Annotated in this window: 16 protein-coding genes and 1 pseudogene; 13 read left to right on the top strand and 4 right to left on the bottom strand. The window is 70.1% G+C overall.

Going from position 1 to position 19,392, the window contains the following annotated elements:
- Window positions 1-78 precede the first annotated feature (78 nt).
- The 3 genes from trxA (at window position 79) to HG543_RS13625 (ending at window position 4,338) form a co-directional block, all read left to right on the top strand.
- Window positions 79-2,385 (top strand): thioredoxin, encoded by a 2,307-nt coding sequence (trxA, locus tag HG543_RS13635; RefSeq protein WP_169345173.1) that lies wholly within the window; start codon window positions 79-81, stop codon window positions 2,383-2,385.
- Window positions 2,386-2,388: 3 nt separating this feature from the next.
- Entirely contained in the window at window positions 2,389-3,726 is a 1,338-nt protein-coding gene (locus HG543_RS55265) for an FHA domain-containing protein (protein WP_246356997.1), read from the top strand.
- 120 nt (window positions 3,727-3,846) lie between these two features.
- Window positions 3,847-4,338, top strand: a complete 492-nt coding sequence (locus HG543_RS13625; RefSeq protein ID WP_169345172.1) for a GFA family protein — start codon at window positions 3,847-3,849, stop codon at window positions 4,336-4,338.
- 10 nt (window positions 4,339-4,348) lie between these two features.
- On the opposite strand, the gene HG543_RS13620 is transcribed toward HG543_RS13625, so the two are convergent.
- Entirely contained in the window at window positions 4,349-5,578 is a 1,230-nt protein-coding gene (locus HG543_RS13620; protein WP_169345171.1) for a metallophosphoesterase family protein, read from the bottom strand.
- Window positions 5,579-5,733: 155 nt separating this feature from the next.
- On the opposite strand from HG543_RS13620, the gene HG543_RS13615 reads away from it, so the two are divergent.
- Complete coding sequence (locus HG543_RS13615; protein ID WP_169345170.1) at window positions 5,734-6,399, top strand: hypothetical protein; 666 nt, start codon at window positions 5,734-5,736, stop codon at window positions 6,397-6,399.
- Between the two features lie 6 nt (window positions 6,400-6,405).
- Here HG543_RS13615 and HG543_RS13610 read toward each other — a convergent pair whose 3' ends face one another.
- A complete protein-coding gene (locus HG543_RS13610) occupies window positions 6,406-6,753 on the bottom strand; it encodes a hypothetical protein (protein WP_169345169.1) in 348 nt (115 codons plus the stop codon).
- A 254-nt stretch (window positions 6,754-7,007) separates the two neighbouring features.
- Window positions 7,008-7,319 carry a hypothetical protein gene (locus HG543_RS13605; protein ID WP_169345168.1) on the bottom strand — a complete coding sequence of 104 codons (312 nt, stop codon included), beginning with the start codon at window positions 7,317-7,319 and terminating at the stop codon, window positions 7,008-7,010.
- A gap of 393 nt (window positions 7,320-7,712) precedes the next feature.
- On the opposite strand from HG543_RS13605, the gene HG543_RS13600 reads away from it, so the two are divergent.
- From HG543_RS13600 to HG543_RS56280, 5 genes are all read left to right on the top strand, one after another.
- Entirely contained in the window at window positions 7,713-8,456 is a 744-nt protein-coding gene (locus tag HG543_RS13600; protein WP_169345167.1) for a sporulation delaying protein family toxin, read from the top strand.
- Window positions 8,457-8,534: 78 nt separating this feature from the next.
- A complete protein-coding gene (locus tag HG543_RS13595; RefSeq protein ID WP_169345166.1) occupies window positions 8,535-9,128 on the top strand; it encodes an SdpA family antimicrobial peptide system protein in 594 nt (197 codons plus the stop codon).
- Window positions 9,122-10,078 (top strand): sporulation-delaying protein SdpB family protein, encoded by a 957-nt coding sequence (locus HG543_RS13590; protein WP_169345165.1) that lies wholly within the window; start codon window positions 9,122-9,124, stop codon window positions 10,076-10,078. The genes HG543_RS13595 and HG543_RS13590 overlap by 7 nt, the downstream gene beginning before the upstream one ends.
- A gap of 67 nt (window positions 10,079-10,145) precedes the next feature.
- Complete coding sequence (locus tag HG543_RS13585; protein WP_246356996.1) at window positions 10,146-11,903, top strand: family 43 glycosylhydrolase; 1,758 nt, start codon at window positions 10,146-10,148, stop codon at window positions 11,901-11,903.
- Between the two features lie 333 nt (window positions 11,904-12,236).
- Window positions 12,237-12,509 (top strand): S26 family signal peptidase, encoded by a 273-nt coding sequence (locus HG543_RS56280; RefSeq protein WP_343073345.1) that lies wholly within the window; start codon window positions 12,237-12,239, stop codon window positions 12,507-12,509.
- 57 nt (window positions 12,510-12,566) lie between these two features.
- On the opposite strand, the gene HG543_RS13575 is transcribed toward HG543_RS56280, so the two are convergent.
- Window positions 12,567-15,332 carry a PKD domain-containing protein gene (locus tag HG543_RS13575; RefSeq protein ID WP_169345164.1) on the bottom strand — a complete coding sequence of 922 codons (2,766 nt, stop codon included), beginning with the start codon at window positions 15,330-15,332 and terminating at the stop codon, window positions 12,567-12,569.
- A gap of 95 nt (window positions 15,333-15,427) precedes the next feature.
- On the opposite strand from HG543_RS13575, the gene HG543_RS13570 reads away from it, so the two are divergent.
- The 4 genes and pseudogenes from HG543_RS13570 to HG543_RS13555 form a co-directional block, all read left to right on the top strand.
- Window positions 15,428-16,570 (top strand): hypothetical protein, encoded by a 1,143-nt coding sequence (locus HG543_RS13570; RefSeq protein WP_169345163.1) that lies wholly within the window; start codon window positions 15,428-15,430, stop codon window positions 16,568-16,570.
- 76 nt (window positions 16,571-16,646) lie between these two features.
- The gene (locus HG543_RS13565; protein ID WP_169345162.1) at window positions 16,647-17,480 is read left to right on the top strand and encodes a vWA domain-containing protein; all 834 of its coding nucleotides are present in this window, start codon (window positions 16,647-16,649) and stop codon (window positions 17,478-17,480) included.
- 3 nt (window positions 17,481-17,483) lie between these two features.
- Window positions 17,484-18,212, top strand: a complete 729-nt coding sequence (locus HG543_RS13560; RefSeq protein WP_169345161.1) for a protein phosphatase 2C domain-containing protein — start codon at window positions 17,484-17,486, stop codon at window positions 18,210-18,212.
- A 10-nt stretch (window positions 18,213-18,222) separates the two neighbouring features.
- Window positions 18,223-19,392 (top strand): annotated as a pseudogene (locus tag HG543_RS13555) (hypothetical protein); the annotation flags it as partial.

Below are 19,392 nucleotides of genomic sequence, written 5' to 3'. Positions count from 1 at the left end.
CGGGCCCTCGGGCGTTGTAACTGGCTTGCGCGAAGCGGTTTCGCTACAAGCGGCCCTTCCAACGTCAGAGGAGCCATCTTGAGCGAGCACACCGTCGACCTGACGGCGGAGAACTTCGAGCAGACCACCGGCAACCCTGGGGTCGTGCTGGTGGACTTCTGGGCCGAGTGGTGCGGACCCTGCCGCGCCTTCGCCCCCATCTACGACGCCGTCGCGGCCGGGAACCCGGACGTGCTCTTCGGCAAGGTGGACACCGAGGCGGAGCACGACATCGCGGGCCGGTTCGACATCCAGTCGATTCCCACGCTCATCGCCTTCAAGAACGGCGTCGTCGTGCACCGCTCGGCCGGGGCGCTGCCACGGGGCCGGCTGGAGGCGTTGGTGCGCTCACTGAGGACGCTCGACCCCGCCGCCATGAGCCGGGCGGAGGAGAACAAGAAGCTGACGGAGCAAGGCATCCGCCCCCCGGGCGTGCCCCCCGAAGCCGAGTGGGACGCGGGCGACCAGGAGTGGGCCCACGGCGCGCTGGATGACGGCGGAGAGAAGCACGGCCCGTGGAGGTTCTGGCGCGCGGACGGCACCCTCTGCAACGAGTGCATCCTGCAACACGGCAAGCCGCATGGCGCCTTCAAGCGCTTCCATGAGAATGGCGAGGTGTCCCAGGACGGCCAGTTCGTGGACGGCGCGCTGCACGGTGCCCGCACCTGGTACGCCACCGACGGCGTCACGACCGAGCGGATGCACGAGAACGGCGTCTCGGAGACGGTCCGCAAGACGGTCATGGTCTACGACCATGGGCGGGTGATTCAGGTGCGGCACTTCGACGCCCAGGGCCAGCGCGTGGTGCCGGGCACCGGCGAGCCGTACCCCGAGCGTCCCGCCAGCATCCCGGCGGAGGCCGAGTTCCGCGAGGACCTGGGCCAGTGGGCCCTTGTCCGGCTGGACGCCGAAGGCGAGCGGCACGGGCTCTGCCAGTTCTGGACGCCCACGGGAGAGCTCGTCTGGGAGTCCGAGTACGCCCACGGCCAGCGCTCCGGCCGCTACCGCTCGTCCGCGGAGGGCGAGTACGCGGATCCGCGCGTCGCGTTCGACGAGGGACAGTCCGAGGCGGACCTGGTGTGCGGCATCTGGTCGCTGCTCGACAAGGACGGCCAGGTGGTGCTGACACGAGACCTGGGTATCGCGCAGGGCGAAGCGGAGCTGATGCGCTCACCCGTCTTCTCGAATCAGCCGCGGACGGCGCTCGCGTGGCGCGAGCATGCCAACGCGTGTCTCGCGGGGAAGCGGCATCGCGAGGCACTCCTGGCCCTGGCGCGCGCGGCGGCGTGCGACCAGCGGATGGAACTGCTGGTGGAGCTGCTGTCCCGGGTGACGCTGCCTCGCCTTCCGGAGAGCGCGAGGGAGACCGCCGAAGCGGTCGTGGAGGAGGCGGGACAGAGCTGGGCCCCCATGGTGGACTGCCTGCTGCGTGGCGGCGACGCCGCGATGTTGCTGCGGGGGTATGCGGTGCTGCTCGACCAGTCCGAGCGTCCCCGGGCCGCGCTCGACTTCATCAACGCCGCGCTGCTGCTCGCGCCGGAGCGCACGCCGTACCTGTTCACCCGGGGGCTCATCCTGCTGAACCTGGGGCTGGACTCGCAGGCCCTGAAGGACGCCGACACGCTGGCCCCGGTGGAGTCCGGTACCGCCGCGTTCCTCCGGACGTACACGCGGAGCCTGTTCCCCCGGTTCGACTTCTGGCCGGCGCGGGAGACGCCGCACTCCACCTACGACGGCCTTCCCGAGGCGCCGGGCCAGGACCTGGAGGCCATCCAGCGCGTCATCCAGAAGTACGCCACGCGGCTGCACGGGCTGCGCTCGGCGCTGCTGACGCGCTTCAAGCCCGGAGCCGTCCCGCCTTGGATGCCTCCGGACGTGTCCGAGCTGATGCCCGGCGGCCCCGTGGACCTGGCGGTGGAGGAGCTGGAAGCGGAAGACGAGACGGTCTCCATCGACGAGACGCTGCCCATCGAGCAGATGGGCCTGCCGGACCTCGTTCGCGCGGCCCGCGCCGACTGGAACGCGCTCACGTGGCTGCTGTGGGCGTGTGGAGAGAGCCGCGTGGCCATGCCTCGGAAGGTGTCGCCGCCGGAGAACTTCGGGCATGCGGCGGGCATGGCCAGCCAGCGGCTCTGGCGGTGCAGGGACCGCCGGGTGACGGGCGGGCAGGGCGCGCGGATGTCGAAGTCCCCGGGCTTCCAGTTCGAGGGTGTGGAGATTGACGAACTCCACACGAACCTCGTGGGCATCGCCGAGCGGCAGTACGCCGAGATGCAGGCGATGTTCCTCTGGCTGATCAATGCCTCCAACGTGTCGCCCTGGCAGGACAACCTGAGGGGGAGCTGAGCCATGAACCGGACCCTTCGCACAGTCAGTATTTCGGACCCGCTCTGGACCGCGCTGGAGACGATGAGCCGCGAGATGGGCGTGGACCGCGACGTGCTGGTCAACCAGGCCATCTTCGCGCTCGCGCGGCAGTTCGGGTTCATCACGCCCACGCAGGTGAGCCTGCTGGGCACCCCGGCGCCACGCGCTCCCGAGTCCCGGCCGGGGGAGGGAGGGGAGCGGGTCCTCGACCTCGTGCGGGACAACGACAACACGGTGGTGCCCCTGGAGCCGCGGCCCGGCGCCGGGGAGGCGGAGAAGGGGCGCGGCGGCGACAGCACGGTGGTGCCCCTGGAGCCGCGGCCCGCTGGCGGGACGGAGGGGCAGGGCGCCCAGAATGACGTGAGCGGCGGCGGCAGCACCGTGGTGCCCCTGGATTCACATCCCGCCGTGACGGAAGAGGCGCGGAAGGAGACGAAGGCCGCTCCCGCCGAGAGCGCACCGGCCGCCTCGGAGCCCGAAACGGCCGCCGCGCCCGATACGGAAGCCCTGCGCCCGGCCGTCGCGGCCCGCATCCGGGAGCTGGTCGAGGATGTGGACCGCCAGGTCCAGCCGCTGGAGGACCGCCCGCTCGACGAGGAGGACTCCGACGCCGACGAAGCCGAGGACGAGGCTGACGACGCCGATGAGGCTTCGGACGACGCCGAGGCGGAGGGCGACGAGGACGAGGAGGGCGACGAGGACGAGGCCGACGACGCCGAGGCGGATTCGGACGACGCCGAGGCAGAGGGTGACGAGGACGAAGCCGACGACGCCGAAGCGGATTCGGACGACGCTGAAGCGGCGGGCGACTCGGCCCTGGCCGCGGGAGAGGACTCCGAGGAAGAAGACGAGGCGCCCACGGGCGAGCACGGCGTCATGGCCACGGGCGCGGAGGACGACGCGAAGGGCTCGGGGCGCGGCTCCGAGGAGGAGCCCGAGGACGCGAGCGACGCCGAGCCCACCCGGGCCGAGAAGGAGCCCGGTCCGCCGAAGTCAGGCGGCCGCCCGGAGACCACCATCATCGTCCCGGCCGAGCCGGCACTGTCGCTGCACATCCAGCTCGATGAAGGTGAGCCGGTGCTCATCGCGAAGGAGCGGTTCATCATCGGCCGGGGTCCGAGCTGCGACCTCATGGTGAAGTCCGCGCGCGTCTCCCGCGAGCACGCGGCCGTGGTGCGCGAAGGCGCGGAGTACTTCATCGAGGACCTCAACTCCTCGAATGGCACCTGGTTCGACGACGCGCGCATCACCCGCCGTCTCGTGGCGGATGGGGAGGAGTACCTCCTCGGCGGCATCCGGGTGACCTTCACCCTGGGCTGACGCGGTCCGCGAGCAGGACGGCCATCTGCTGACCATCCGGCATCAGCGATGCGCCGTCCTGTCCCGAGCCCCGGGGCCGTGGTCAGGTGCGCGGCACGAAACCCCCATCTCGGAGGACGGATGAAGCTCGAGGGTTCCTGCCACTGCCGCGGCGTGCGTTTCAGCGTGGAGACGAAGCATCCCCAGCCGTTCATGCTCTGCTACTGCTCCGTCTGTCGGAAGACGCAGGGAGGCGGCGGCTACGCCATCAATCTCTCGGGGGACTCCAGCACCCTGAAGGTGCGCGGCAAGCAGCACCTCAAGGTGTACCGCGCGCGCATCAAGAACCCCGAGGACGCGAAGGCGCGCCTGAGCACGGGGCGGCGTCACTTCTGTGGGCGGTGCGGCTCGGCGCTCTGGCTCCACGACCCGTCGTGGCCGGAGCTGGTCCACCCCTTCGCCTCCGCCATCGACACGCCGCTGCCCGTGCCTCCCGAGCACGTGCACATCATGCTCGAGTTCAAGCCGGACTGGGTCTCCGTCCACGCCGCGAAGAAGGACAAGAAGTTCCAGCGCTACCCGAAGGAGTCCATCGCCGACTGGCACCAGCGCCACGGCGTGGAGGCCGAGTAGCCCGGCCCGCTCAGCGCGGGTTGCGCGCGGGGACGAGCGGCCGCCCGGCGAGCGTCCCCGGGTCCACCGCGAGCTGCTCGACGCGGTAGTCCGGCAGCGCGCGGAACAGCAGCCACTCGCCGCTCCGGAGCGGCCCCTTCACCAGGTGCCCGGTGTCCGCGAGCTGCCGGCCGAAGGAACCGGAGAGGTCGCCGAGCACGTGCTCATGGCGGAACGGCTCCAGGCGGCCATCGTCCAGCTTCACCTCGCCCTCCAGGAGGACGCGGTCCTCGCCGATGAAGACGCGCGAGGCACCCTCCACCCGGCCGTAGGAGTTGTCCGCCAGGAGCAGCTCGAAGTCATCCTCCAGGAGCAGCGAGGGGCAGTCGCCGCTGGGCGTGTGCCCCACCACGAGCCGGTGGATGCCCGAGCGCGTGAGCGTCCCGATGAGCTCCGCCGAGGGAAGGCTGGGATGATTGATTTCGTTGGCCATGCGCCCGTACACGACGCTGGCCGTGTTGAAGCGCTTGCCCGGGGTGGGCGCCTGATACGCGATGACCGGCTCCCAGGCCGGCTGTCCCTCCGCGTCGAAGCGCCCCTCGGCGAAGGACTCCAGCTGCTCGCGGTACCACCGGTTGAGCGCCTCGCTCCAGGCGTCCACGCCCTCCACGTGTCCGAGGGAGGGCACCAGCCCGAGGCTGTCCTCGTGCAGCCCGCCGTGGAGGAAGAGCGTGTTGCCGATGCGGTGCGTGAGCTGGCACGCGGAGAGGTACTCGCGCAGCTCGCCTCCGGGCCCCAGGTCCTCCAGGTAGCTGTCCACCACGTCTTCGTCGCTCACGGTGTCGCCGGAGCGAGCCAGCTCGGCCCTGCGGAACTCGAAGGCACCGCGCGCGCCCATGGTGTTCTCGAAAATCCACCGCAGCAGCACGGGGCGGGGAGCGCTGCGCATCTCGGCGGGCGTGCGGGCCAGCGGGTGCCCGTGCAGCTCGCGCACCAGCCGCAGCTTGTTGATGTCCCGGTTGCCCGCCAGCAGCACCACCTGGGTGGGCTGCCGTCGCCGGGCCTCCAGCAGCGTGCGCACCACCCGCCGCCCGTCAGGGCCGCGGTCGATGGCGTCTCCCCCGAAGACGAATGTCGCCCCGGGTGACACCACGAGCCGCTCCCCGTCCACCAGGGACACGAGCGGGTTGTCCTGGCAGAAGCTCGTCAGCTTCCGCCAGAGGCCCTCCACGTCGGTGAGGTAGGCGACGGACTTCGACATGGACCGCTTCTAACACTCCGCCCGGGCCCGCTGGGGAAGAGCCTCGGCTCGCTCCGCCCCCTGCCTCCCCTGGAGCCCGACGCCCCTCGGTCCTTGCCCGGGCCGGGTCATCCCCTCCAGGATTCGCCTTCCCGGAACCGGGGCAGGGAGCCGAGATGACCATCGCGGGGCTGGAGTTCATCGACACCGCCGTTCAGATGCCTCTGATGAAGCTGCCCGTGCGGACGGTGATTGTCCCGGTCGCGTCCGGCCGCGTGCTGCTGTCGCCCGCGTCGACCCTGACGCGGGAGGAGCTCCTCCAGGCCGGAGCGGTGACGGACATCGTGGCACCGAACCTGTTCCATACCGGGGGCATCCAGGCCGCTGCCGCCGCCCACCCACGGGCGCGCGTGTGGGGCCCTCCCGGATGTCGCGAGAAGCAGCCGGGCGTCTCCTGGCATGGGGTCTTCGGCGAGGCCGCCTGGCCCTACGAGGGCGAGCTACCGATGTTCCGCGTGGCGGGGATGCCCGAGTTCAACGAGCACGTCTTCCTCCACAAGGCGAGCCGCTCCCTGCTGGTCACCGATCTGGTCTTCAACCTGCTCGACGCGCGGGGCGTGGGCGCGTGGCTCATCCTCTCGCTGTTCGGCACCCACCGCCGCCTCGGCGTCAGTAGGGTGTTCATGCGGTTCGCGAAGGAGCGTCCGGCCTTCGAGGCCTCGCTGAGAGACATCACGGCGCTGGAGTTCGACCACCTCCTGCCGAGCCATGGTGCGGCGGTGATGAACGAAGGCCGGGCCGCGCTCATCTCGGCACTGAGAGAGCGCGGCGTGCGCGTCTGAGCCCGCTCAGCGCGAGGCGACGGCGAAGTGCTCGACCGGGGCCTCGGGCACGGCGGGAGCCGCGCTCGGGGCGGCGGGCGGCCGGAGCCAGTCCCACTGCTCGCCGTTCCAGCGCAGCTCGTGCCAGCCCTTGCGAGCCGCCTCGTCACGCGCCTTGGTGCCGTTCTTGAGCAGCGCCCAGCCCACGCGGGACTGCTTGCACTCGCCGCTCTTGAACTTCAGGAGCCGGTGCTCGCCGCGCGCCTCCTCGAGGTCCGCGTCCCAGAGCGCTTGATGCAGGACGCCTTCGCCCTGGTAGTCGACGAGGTTCCTGTCACACCAACCAAACACGTCCCTCGCCCGAACCAGGGGCATGCTCCGAGACAGTTCCGTGACTGCGGCCACGAGCAAAGACGCGTTGATGACACGCATTGCGTGCTCCAGGAAGGGGGTGCACCGGGGCAGGGCAGCGACGAGCCAAACGTAACGAGTCGTGTGTGGTCGAAGGGTCATGAAGTCTTCGCGTCTTTGTCATGGTTCTGTCATGGCTCCTCGACGCGGCGCGGCAGTTGCCCGCTTTTCAACGGGACTTCCGGGGCTCTGACTTCGAGCCCCGGGAAACCCCGGTTCTAGAACGGCGTTTCGATGCAGCACGACGCGCAGAGTCGATAGCGGGACAGGCAGGTGTCGTAACAGGATTGCGTGGTGCAGCTGTCCATGCAGATGTCGAAGTTGTCCTCGCAGGTGACGCAGTAGTACGCGCGGCACGCGGGAGCCTGCTCGCCCGCCGGTTCGGTGGCGGGCTTCGCGCTGACACACACCGCGAGGCTCGACGCGTCCTCGGAGCGTGAGGGCGAGGGGGCCGGCTCGGTGGTGCTCGCGTGGGCCAGACCGGCCAGCAGGACTCCCGCACCCAGGATGGACAGCAATGCGCGCTTCATGAGGGACCTTCCGTGGAATGCCGCGGGCGGGGTTGCCTCGCGGTCCGTGGAAGTCTACTCGCGGGGTGCGCGCTTCCCCGGCCGCCGCGGCGTTTCCTCGGCGCCGAAGAGGGCGTCGACTTCGGCCTGATGTTGCCCCGGGGTCTACCGGGCTCGGGCCCTGTTGCGGCGCAGGCAACAGCCGGCGGCGCGTGATGCCCCGAGGCTCCTCGATGCGCCCAAAGGCGCCGTCAGGGCACATGCGTTGCACAAAGCCCCCGCGGATGCGTGATGCGCACCTCTCCGGACTCAGCACCCCTGGAGACAACACGACGCACGACCTGGAGGCGGTACATGAGGAAGTTGGTGGGAGTGGGCCTGGCGATCGGAATGCTCAGCGGCTGTGGATCCCCCATGGAGCAGACCGAGCCGGCCCCGCAGGTGAATCGGGCGAGGCAGACGGATGCGAGCGGACGCGACCTGTTCCGCGGGCTGTTCTTCGGCCGCGGCCCCGTGGCGCAGGCGCTGCCCGAAATCTGGAACGACTGCGACTCGGGCGGTCCCGCGCCCGAGACGCACATGTCGAGCGACGACATCGCGGAGCGCATCCAGAAGGAGACCGAGCGCCTGGCGTCGGAAGGGCTCTCGCGGGAGATGACGGAGCGCTTCTTCAGCTTCGCGGAGCAGCTCAAGGAGCAGCAGCGCTCCGCCGAGGAGATGAACGCCGCACTGAAGGAGGACATGGACAGCACCGCCCGTCGCGCCACCGACGAGGAACTCTCGAAGCTGATGGACGTCATCGAGTCGAGGGACCCCGAGTTCTTCGAGCGCTTCCGCCAGGAGATCACCAGCGGTGACGTGTGGGCCGTCTCGAAGATCATCGACGAGAGCACGGTGAGCATCCTCAACAGCGTCGCGGAGGCGTACCAGGTGGTGGACGCCAAGATTCCGGGCGTCGGCCTGGTGCTCGACCGCGCGTCCTCCGTCTGGCTCTATGAGACCATCGCGGTCGCTCGCGACTACGCCGCGGTCGTCCACGTCGCCGCGGTGGGCAACCACGTCGTGTTCTGGAGCCGCGGGAACTTCGGGGACCACTCCGACGTGCTCCGGCGCGAGATGTACATGAAGATCATCACCGAGCGGATGGCGGGCTTCTGAACCACCGGTGTGCCCCGCCGGGCGGCGTCCTTCGTGGATGCCACCCGGTGGGGCCCGCCCCTTCTTCCGAGGCCACCGATGAGCCCATCCCCGACGACCCCGCGGCGCGCAGCGGCGCCTCGGAGCTTCGTGCTGGCGGTCATCACCGCGACAGCACTCTATGGCGTGCTCGCCACGTACTCCATCCACTCGCGGCTGCCGTTCAACACGGTGCGGCTCCCGGGCGAGCGCTCGCACCTGTCCGGCCCCTTCTCCATCCAGTTCGTGCTGCCACAGGGTTGGAAGTTCTTCACCAAGAGCCCGCGGGAGCCGGAGCTCGCCCTGTACCGGCGGCTCGACTCGGGGACGTGGGAGCACGTGAACCCGCTGCCCGTGAGTGACTCGAGCGGCTTCTTCCGGCTCGACCGGACGGCGCGAGCGCAGGGCGTGGAGATGGCGCTGCTCACCCACGCCATTCCGGCCTTCGATTGGAAGGCGCGGTGCCGGCGCTCCGACGAGGACTGCCTGGGAGACACCGTGCCCGTGCGCACGGTGCGCAACCTCACACCGACGCCGACGCTCTGCGGAACCATTGGCTTCGTCGCCCGTGAGCCGCTGCCGTGGGCGTGGGCGTCCCATCGCGACACCACCCGGATGCCCGCGAGCAGCCTGGTCCTGAGGGTTCAATGCTGACCGGATACTTCAAGAAGCTGTGGTCCGCGTCCCGCCGGACGTCGCCGTGGAGCGTCTCCGTGGGGCTGGCGCGCACCCTGATGGCGCTGGCCACGCTGGGCACGCTCCTGGCGTCTCCCGCCACGGCGCTGTTCCGTCCCGCGGTGGGGGACCCCGTCGCGCCGCGCTGCACGGGGCTGGCGGAGGCGTCCTTCTTCTGCGTGGGCAGCGGCCCGCTCGAGCTCTACAAGTGGGGGGCCATCGCGGTGCTCGCCGTCGTGGCGTCCGGCTGGCGGCCGCGGGTGATGGGCGTGCTGCACGTGTGGGTGACGTGGAGCCTCGTCGCCTCGGCCATCATCGTGGATGGCGGGGACCAGGTGAACGCCAACATGGCGCTGCTCCTGCTGCCGTGGACGCTCACGGACGGCCGCAAGTGGCACTGGACGCGCGTCGAGGCGCCCACGGCGCCCACGGCGGGGTACGCGCTGGCGTGCGGCCTGGCCCTGGTGGCCTGGACGGCGGCGCGGGCGCAGGTGGCGCTCATCTACCTGGACGCGTCCATCGGGAAGATGTTCGTGAAGGAGTGGATGGACGGCACCGCCGTCTACTACTGGTTCACCCACTCCACCTTCGGCGCGCCCATGTGGCTGCGCGGGGTGATTCTGCCCATCGTGCACAACGGAGTGACGGTCGCCCTGGTGAGCTGGGGGACCATCGTCCTCGAGTTCTTCCTGGCCATCGCCCTGTTCCTGGACCGCCGCTGGCAGCGGGCGCTCTTTCCCATGGGCCTCGCGCTGCACGTGGGCATCCTGTTCGTGCACGGCCTGACGAGCTTCTCCACCACCATGTGCGGCGTGCTGCTGCTGTACATCGGCCCGCGCGAGCTGGAGCTGAGCGCCGTGTGGGGCCGCTGGCGGGAGGTGCTCGCGCGAAGGCGCCATCCGCCGGTGCTCACTCCGCCGGTGGCCTGAGCACCGCGCGCTTGTGTTCTCCATTGAATTCTGGGAATTCAATATTTCCTACTTCAGAGGAGAGCACATGAAACCCGTCCGATACGCCGCGCTGGTGTCCCTCCTGTCCGTGGCACTCGCCGGCTGTGGAGAGGGGCAGCCCGTCGAGCACGGCGCCGACGAGGACACGGCGTCACAGGCGCTGGCCGGCGTCTGTGACGGCGTCACCTGTGGTGGGCACGGCGTCTGCCGGGACAACGGCGGGAGCGCGCTGTGCGTCTGTGACGAGGGCTTCACGGGGCCCTCATGCGGGGCGCGGGGCGGTGACTACGGGGCGCGCACGCTGCTCATGCCGGGGCTGGCCGACCCGGACGTCTACAAGGAGCACGACGACCTGTTCTTCCTGTCCGGCACCGGCAACGGGTGGCAGCTGCCCATCTACGAGACGAACGACCTCGTGAGCTTCCGGCTCAAGCGCTCGTACGACCCGTCCGTGGCCGACCCCGTTTACGACTACTGCTTCCTCTGGGCACCGGACCTCGGGAAGTACAACGGGGCGTACCAGCTCTACTTCTCCGCGCACCGGGTGCCCAACGGCGCGGCGTGCCCGCCGTCCGGTCAGGAGGTGACGACCTTCGTGGCCACCGCGTCCGACTTGAACTTCCACTTCGGCGCGCCGCAGCCCATCAACGCCAACACCACGTGGCCGCGCACCACCACGGGCACGGCGTGCCTGCCGCAGGGCTGCAACCGGAACATCCGCATCGACTCGGCCACGTACAACGACACGTCCGGCCGCTGGTTCTTCTACGTGTGGTTCGACCGGGGCAACAACATCTCCTCCTTCAACGTCGCGGCGCCGGGCACCGTCTACAACCATCTGGGCCCCGCGCTGTACTCGACGCCCGCGCACGAGGAGGGCATCAACGAGGCGCCCGAGGTCTTCAAGCGCAATGGCATCTACTACCTGCTCTTCAGCGGCGGTTGGTACAACAGCCAGTACGCGATGTACTACGTGATGGGGGACTCCATCCCCGCGCTCACGCGGGCGCGCGCGGTGCGGCGGCTCTCCATTCCCCTGCGCAACTCCGCGGGCCGGCTGGTGCAGAGCCATGGCCACAACGTCATCGTCGAGCGGCGGGGGGAGTTCTTCAACGTCTTCCACGTCGGCGCCTTCGATGCCGCGGGCAACCTCACCGGGCGCAGCACGTACAAGCAGCGCGTCGCCTTCAAGCCGGATGGTTCGCTGCACTCGCTCAACCAGGTGAACGTCCGCTGGAACAAGCTGACCGGCTACAGCTACTCGCTCGACGTCGTGCTGCGCGACGGGACGGTCATCGGTCCGTGCAACTCGGTGGCCCTCCTCGGCCAGTCCAACAAGCATGTCTTCGACGGCGTGTGCCGCAGCGCCGGGGACCGCGTGGTGACGAAGGGGGAGATCGCCGCCTTCCGCATCTTCTATTCCAACAACAACGTCTGGGGGCCCTTCGTGGAGACGGCCTATGACGGCATCTCCGACGACGTGGCCCTGAACCTGCCGGGAGGCTACACGCCCTTCGTGGACCTGAACTGGAGCGAGGAGGAGACCACCGCCCAGTACTCCATCGACGTGCAGCGGCGGGACACGGGGGCGTGGATTGGCCCCTGCATCGGGGTCAACTCCGTCAACAAGAGCCTCTCCTGGACCTACCAGGGGCGCTGCGACACGCCCGGCATCAACGTGCCGTACTCCAACATCCAGGCGTTCCGCATCTGCTCCGCCGTGAATGGCGACTGGTCGCGCGCCCGCTGCGGCGCCACGCCATACGACGGCCGGAGCATGCACTCGCACATCGTCATCCCCTGAGCGGGAACGGTAAGCCGCGAGCCGCCCCCATGGATGCCAGGGGCGGCCCGTTGCTTCCTGGCGGCGTGGGACTACGGCACCGGTAGGGCGAGCACTCCCTGGCGGTTCCCGCGAGTGAGATAGGACGTCCCGCGTGCTCAACAGCTGGAGTCACACGTACGGTTACACATCGTGCTGCAGGACTGGTGGCAGGCCTCCCAGGTCTCGAGGGTGCAGGCCTCCATGCATGGTTCATATTGGGGGTAACAGATCGAGCAGCAGGCCCGAGCGGCCGTCTCCTCGCTGCCCACCGTCGCGGTTCCGACAGCCACGGCAGCTCCGAGCAGCAAGCCGATGAGTCCAATCTTCAGGGACTTCATGTTGTCGCCTCCTGTTACGTGGTTTTGCTTTTCGTGGGACGTCCCGTTTCAAAGGGAAGTCCCATTTTCCAGTCTACAGAGCCGATCCCTGAATTTGATAGGAACAACCCACGCAAGGGTCCACGCCGGGGACAACCGGAACGTCAGCAGTGACTCCCACGTCTGGGGCCTCCTGCCAACGCGACATGTCAAAGGACGGGCCTGGCTGCGATTCTGGCCTCTGGCTCGCGCCGGCCTCGTTCCTTGACCACGGGACACCGTGCCCCTCGCGGGAAGCGAGGGGCGCGGTGCGTACCGGAGCGACTCAGGGCTGGAAGCGGCCCGTGAACGCCGACGCGGTGTAGTCCCAGGGCGCGTCGAAGTTCGGGCTGCTGGTGTCGCCGCCCACGCGCATGTTGGCCTGCACGTGGACGTAGTAGTGCTGGCCGTCGGTGAGGAAGCCCGGGGGCAGGCGGAGCTGCGTGTCACTCGTGTAGACGGTCGCCAGCTGCAGGCGCTGGGTCTGATTGGTGCTCGACGCGGAGAGCCGCCACACCCTCACGGTGTACGAGGTGGCGGTGCCCACGACGGGCGCATCCCAGGTCACCAGCGGCGTCAGCCCCACGCCCTGCAGCCCGTCGTCCGTGGCGGGCTGGCCATTGATGCGCAGGTTGCGCGGCGGTCCCACCTGGGGGCTGAGCTCGAGCGGGGTGCCGGCCGCGAACGGCGCGTGCGCGTAGACGCTGAACCGGACCGTGGCCGGCACCGATTGGCCGCCACCCGGCAGCGGCACCGAGTAGGTCATGTTGCCCGACGCGATGTTGTTGGCGAACCGGGTCCACCACGAGGGGAACGGGTCGGCGAGCTGCAGCTCCGGGGCGACGAGCACCTGGCCGGGGGTGAGGTTGATGCCACGCGCCAAATCGGTCCAGCCCGCGTAGCCGCCGAACTGCATGAAGCCCGGCATCACGCCCACGCTCATCTCCTGCGAGTTGCGCAGCGCGGCGCGGGGATGGGCGGCGAGCACCATGGCCTCGAACTCGCTGGCGTGGATGCGGAGCGCCCGCTGGGTGGTGGGCAGCGGCGCGAGCACTCCGGACAGGGACACCGCTCCGTTCCCGGTGGTGAGGCCGCCCGGGTTCCCGCTGGAGATCTGGAAGCCCTGGCGCAGCTCGCGCAGCACGTCCAGGCCTCCCTCATTCGAGGAACGCAGCACCAGCTGCCCGACGTACAGGGTGTCTCCGCGGGTCACGTCGATGCGGCCAATCGTGTTGCCGCAGTTGGAGATGGCCTGGTTGTAGCTGGTGGTGGCGAAGAGGTTCGTCGCGCCCACCGCGGGCTCCAGGGTCGACGCGGCGCACTCTCGCTGGCTGAAGTAGGTGATGCCCGCGCCGAACGCGCTGAGCTGGAGGTCGTCGTCGGGCTGCCAGGGATTGAGGCCCTCCAGGTTCACGTGGAAGGACGTGCCGTTCGGCTCCAGCGCCACGTCGCGACGGCCCGCGACCGCCTTGCTGAGGTCCGGCGTGCGGCTGTGGGTCCAGTAGTAGTCCGTGCCCACCTGGAGGAGGTAGGGCGTGCTCTCCACCTCGTAGACGACGAAGGAGCCATCCGGCAGGCCACGGCCCTCGCGCCAGGCGTAGGAGCCATCCGCGGTGGGCACCCAGGCGGCGATGGTTTCGAAGCTCAGGTCGGTGGGGTACGGGATGGAGGAGCCGTCCTCGTGCACGTGGTAGTCCGAGCTCCGGCCGAGGACCGTCCGCTCACCGCACGGCATGGGAACCGCCGGGCGGAAGGTGAAGGTGACGCTCGTGGAGGCGCCGCCCGCGTCCGTGGCGATGGCGTACACCTCGGCGGGGCCGTCGAAGCACGCCGGGGCCATCCACTGCGCGGAGCCCGAGTTCGGGCCGTGCTGGGTCGCCAGGATGGCGCCCCGTGAGGCCATCCAGGTGATTCTCACCGCCGTCCCCTCCGGGTCGTACGCGGAGGCCGCGAGCGTCGCCTGCTGGCCCACGTCGATCCACTCGGTGGACTGGTAGACGCTGGTCACCACGGGAACCCGCTGCATGTCCACCACGGGGCCGGGGCCCACCTGAAGGGTGAGGTGGCCCGAGTGGAACCCGCCCTGCGGGTCCGAGACGTAGACGATGAACATGCACCGGTCATCGGCGGGCGCGGCGTTCAGGGTGAACGTCGGGGTGCGCGTACCATCGCCCTGGAAGCTCCCCTGGCAGGTGGAGTCCCAGAAGTGGGTCACGGTGTCGCCATCCCCGTCGACGACGTTGGCGGCCAGCTGCGTGGTGCGACCCACGGCGAGCACCGAGGGCGCCCCCATCATCGCCGTCACCTCCGGCCAGGTGTTGACCCGCACCGTCACCTGGGCCCGTCCCGACGGGCCCACGTTCCGCACGGTGAGGTCGAGGGTCAGGGTGGCGGTGGTGTTCTTGGAGTCGCGCACCTCGAGCTGGATGCGCCGCACGCCCTCGGTGTCGGGCGCGGTCCACGTGGTGGTGGCGGCGGTCGGCGAGCTGAACGTGCCCTCGGTGGCGCTCCACGCGTAGGTCACCGTGTCGCCCGGGTTGTTGTCATGGGCGACGGCCGACAGGGTGACGCTCGCGCCCGGCTCCACCTCGTTGGTGGACACCGCGACGGAGTCGATGATGGGCGCCTCGTTCTCGTACGGCGGCGGGCGGTTGAGCTGCTGCAGCAGCACGAAGACCGCGGCCACGCGGCCCGGCTGGATGGCCATGGGGCCCGCCTGGCCCGAGTAGAGCGCGTTGGCGTCGATATCGTAGGCGGTCGCCACGAAGACGCGGTCGGCCCCCGCGGGGATGTCGCGGAGCGTGCCGTTCCATTGATTGCCATCGCGGACGAGGTCCATGCCCAGCGGGCCGGTGATGCCCGGGCCCTGGACCGACACGTGGATGCGCGCGATGGCTTCGGGAGAAAGGGCCTGACCCAGCGTGACCCTGACGTCGGCGCTCGCCGCGGAGCCCGGGTCAGTCTTGCCTCCGCCGCAGGCTGCAAATACCCCCAGGGCAAGCACCGCCGTCATCAGCGACGCGGCCCGCCCGAAACGACCCAACACAGACATGAATCCCCCTCTGGGTGAGGGCCCACCCTATAGACCGGAAGCCATAATCGCTGCAAACTTACCGCGTGGGCATATTGGGTGCCCGGGGCTCCGTGATGATGCGCGACTTCAAATGGCTCGTGCTGTTCGCTGCGCTCCTCGGAGCCTGCCGGCAGCCGCCTGCTCCGTCGTACAGGGTGGACGGGCTGTACTTCGCTGACCATGGCATCGTCAGCGAGCTGGAGGCCCCGAAGCTGCTGCTCCTGGAGCAGGGGCGCTTCGAGCTGCTCCGGGGCAAGGACGTCCTGCTGAGCGGCACTTTCGATGCGGACGCGGGGGTCTTGCGGCTGAGGCCCGTCAACGGCGCGGTGGGGGCCGAGCTGGAGGCGACCTACGCCGTGGTGGACGGCCGCCTGCTGCTGGGCGTGTTGCGCCGGGTGGATGCCAGCCGCCCGCGGTGGAGGTCCGCCGCGCTTCCCGCGGAGTTCCTGGGGCTGCAGCGCATGGCGAAGGTCCAACCGGGGGCCTTCAGCGTCGACTGGGACATGGACACGGGGGAGTGGCGGTTCACCTCCGGAGAGCGCGAGGTGGTGCTGAGCGGCGTGGCGCGCGTCGAGTCCTCGGCGGATGGGGAGCGCGCGTTCGTCCCCGTCTTCCAGCGCCCGGAGCGGCGGGGAGGAGGGGATGACCCGGAGGCCATGCTCCAGGCGGGGCGTGAGCACGCGGGGGGCGCGCTGGAGGAGCCCTCTCCCTTCGGGTTGATGGTTGGCACCGACGCGGAGCTGGTGTGGAGGGGCGGCGTCGTCCGCACGCGCAACGGAGGCTCGGGGCCCTGGGAGGCCGCTCGCCCCTACGAGCGCCGGGGCTCGGTGATGGTGACGCCCTGGACGGTGGACCTCGGGCCCGTGGGGCTCCTTCCCGTCCGTGCCGAGCCCGCGGCCGTCGCGGGCACCTACGAGTATGAGGACGAGGCGTTCGTCGTCTCCGCGCAGCCTCCGCCCTCCCGGTCGGACGACCCGTATGCCACGGGCTTCCGGTACCGGGGCGATGAGCAGCGCTGCCACTATGTGCCGGACGAGCGGGGCCTGGTGGCCCGGGACCTGGGAATGGACCACCCGCCGATGTCCCACTGGGACAAGCCGGTGACGCTGTTCTGCTTCTCGCTCGGGGATGGACGGTTCGTCCGCTACGTCTCCGCGGGGGGCTGCAACGGCGGGAGCCCCGCGGACCTGACGGTGTTCCACCTCCGTGGCGGGTAGGGGCTCTGGACGGGCCAGTGGTCGCCGCCGAAGCGGTATGCTTTCCCTCCCGGCAGCCGTTCTTTAAAGAGGGACCATGGCCTACTCGGCGGAGATCAGCCGCACCAGCCCGGCGTGCATCCTCATTCTCATCGACCAGTCCGGCTCCATGGAGGAGCCCTTCAGCGGGAGCCAGCGGCGCAAGGCGGATGGCGTCGCGGATGTCACCAACAGGCTGCTGCAGAACCTGGTGGTGCGGTGCGCGCGCGAGGAGGGCATTCGCGACTACTTCCACCTGGGAGTGCTGGGCTACGGCGCGGACGTGGGGCCGGCCTTTCGAGGCGTGCTGGCGGGGCGTGGGCTCGTTCCGGTCAGCGAGATTGGCCATGCGCCCGCTCGGCTGGAGGAGCGCACGCGCGAGCGTGAGGACGGCATGGGCGGGCTGGTGCGCGAGAAGGTGCGCTTCCCCATCTGGTTCGAGCCCGTGGCCAACGGCGCCACGCCCATGTGTCAGGCGTTGACGCGCGCGGCGGGCCTGGTCGGGGCGTGGGTGCGGGAGCATCCCGAGGGGTTCCCGCCCATCGTGGTGAACATCTCCGATGGGCAGCCCACCGACGGAGACCCCACCGCCATCGCCTCCGAGCTGCGCGGCATCCGGAGCTCGGATGGAGGCGTGCTGCTGCTCAACGTGCACCTGTCGTCGCACCCGGCGATGCCCATCCAGTATCCCGACGCGGAGGCGGGACTGCCGGATGCGCACGCGCGGCTCCTGTTCCAGCTGTCCAGTCCGCTGACGCCGGGCATGCGCTCGGCCGCGCCGGAGGAGGGACTCCACCTGAGCGACGCGGCGCGCGGCTTCGTCTTCAACGCGGACATCGTCTCGCTCATCAAGTTCCTGAACATCGGAACGCGCCCGAGCAATCTGCGCTAGCGCATGCGAATCCGAATCGAAGCCTTCTCCGTGCAGAAGGACGGGAACGCGCCCGCCGAGAACGAGGACGCCTGCGCGCCCGCGGACGGCGGCGGCCCTCGCGAGCCGGTGCTCCACGCGGCCGTGGCGGACGGCGCGACGGAGAGCCTCTTCTCCGGCCACTGGGCCCGGCTGCTCGCGGGGGCCTTCGCGAGCGGGGAGGTGCGGGACGCGCGGGGCCTCCTGGCCGCCCTTCCCGGACTCCAGGCGCGATGGCACCAGCACGTCGCCGGGAAGTCGCTGCCCTGGTACGCGGAGGAGAAGCTGCGGGACGGCGCCTTCGCCACGCTGCTGGGCGTGCGCGTCGACGCGGGCACGTGGAGCGCGCTGGCGGTGGGGGACTCGTGCCTCTTTCAACTCCGGGAGGGGCGCTTGTCGCGGAGCTTCCCCCTGGAGCAGTCCGCCGCGTTCGGCGCGAGCCCCTTCCTGCTGTCCACGCATGTGCACCAGAACGCGCGCGTGGAGCCCCAGGTGCGGACGGCGGCGGGGGACCTGCGTGAGGGGGACACGCTGCTGCTGATGACGGATGCGCTGGCGTGCTGGTTCCTCGCGGAGCACGAGCGGGGCCGCGCGCCCTGGGCCGAGCTTCCCGGCTCGCTGGAGGCGTTCAGCACGTTCCTCGGCCGATTGCGGCGGGAGAAGGTCATCCGCAACGATGACTGCACGCTGATGCGTCTGTCGGTGGAGGCGTGAGCGGCGACCGATGAAGCTCCCTTCCGACAGCGACTACCAGCTGGCCCTCCAGAACCCGAGCCAGGCCTTCTCGGACCCCGAGCTGCGAGAGGGCCGGCCGGAGTTGGGAACCCTGGGGGCCATGGAGGGACTGCCCCGGCCCCGCGCGGGAAACTTCGCCACCGTCTACAAGCTGGAGTGTGGCTCGCGGGCCTTCGCCATCCGCTGCTTCACCCGCCCGGTGCAGCCGGACCAGGAGGCCCGCTACCACGAAATCACGAGGCACCTGACGCTCCACCGGTTGCCGTACTCGGTGGACGTGGCGTTCCTTCCGCGCGGCATCCAGGTCCAGGGGCAGTGGTTCCCCATCGTGAAGATGGAGTGGGTCCAGGGCGAGTCGCTGAGCCGCTTCGTCGAGAAGCACCGCGAGTCGCCGAGGATGCTCTTCGAGCTGGCCACCGCCTGGGTGGAGCTGCTGGCGGACCTGCGCCGGGCGGGCGTGGCCCACGGAGACCTGCAGCACGGCAATGTGCTCGTCACGCCCGAGGGCCTGCGCCTCGTGGACTACGACGGCATGTTCGTCCCCGCGCTGGAGGGGCGCCGGAGCCATGAGCGCGGCCACGCGAACTACCAGCACCCGCTCCGGGACGCGGCCTTCTTCGATGCCCGGCTGGACCACTTCTCGGCGTGGGTGGTGTGGCTGTCGCTGGTCGCGCTGGCGCATGAGCCCGGGCTGTGGGAGCGCTTCCAGGGCGGCGATGACTGCCTGCTGTTCCGGAAGCGGGACTTCGACGGAGACGGGCGCTCTCCGTTGTTCCAGGCGCTCCAGGAGTCACGCCACGAGCGGGTGAGAGCGGCGGCGGGCTTCTTCCAATCGCTGCTGGCCCGCTCGCCAGCAGACGTGCCCGCGCTGGATGGGGCGGCCCTGTCGGCCATTTCCCTGTCCGTGATGCCCAGGGCGCTCCCGAGCGGCACACCTGGCGGACAGGCCCCGCCGGACGCCGTGCCGGAGCCCACCGCGTTGAATGCCTCGCGCGAGGTGGGGCGTTTCATCGCGCCGGTGCCCGCGGCTCCTGTCGCCTTCACCCCGCTGTCCGAGGCCGAGCAACAGGGGGCCGCCGGCATCCTGCTGGGGGCCGTGCTGTCCGGCGTCCTGTCCGTGTTCGTCTCACCGTTCTGCCTGGTGGGGCTGGGGCTCTCG

It is taken from the genome of Pyxidicoccus fallax, assembly GCF_012933655.1.
GTDB lineage: Bacteria > Myxococcota > Myxococcia > Myxococcales > Myxococcaceae > Myxococcus > Myxococcus fallax.
This window is presented reverse-complemented; position numbering and strand designations above follow the sequence as displayed.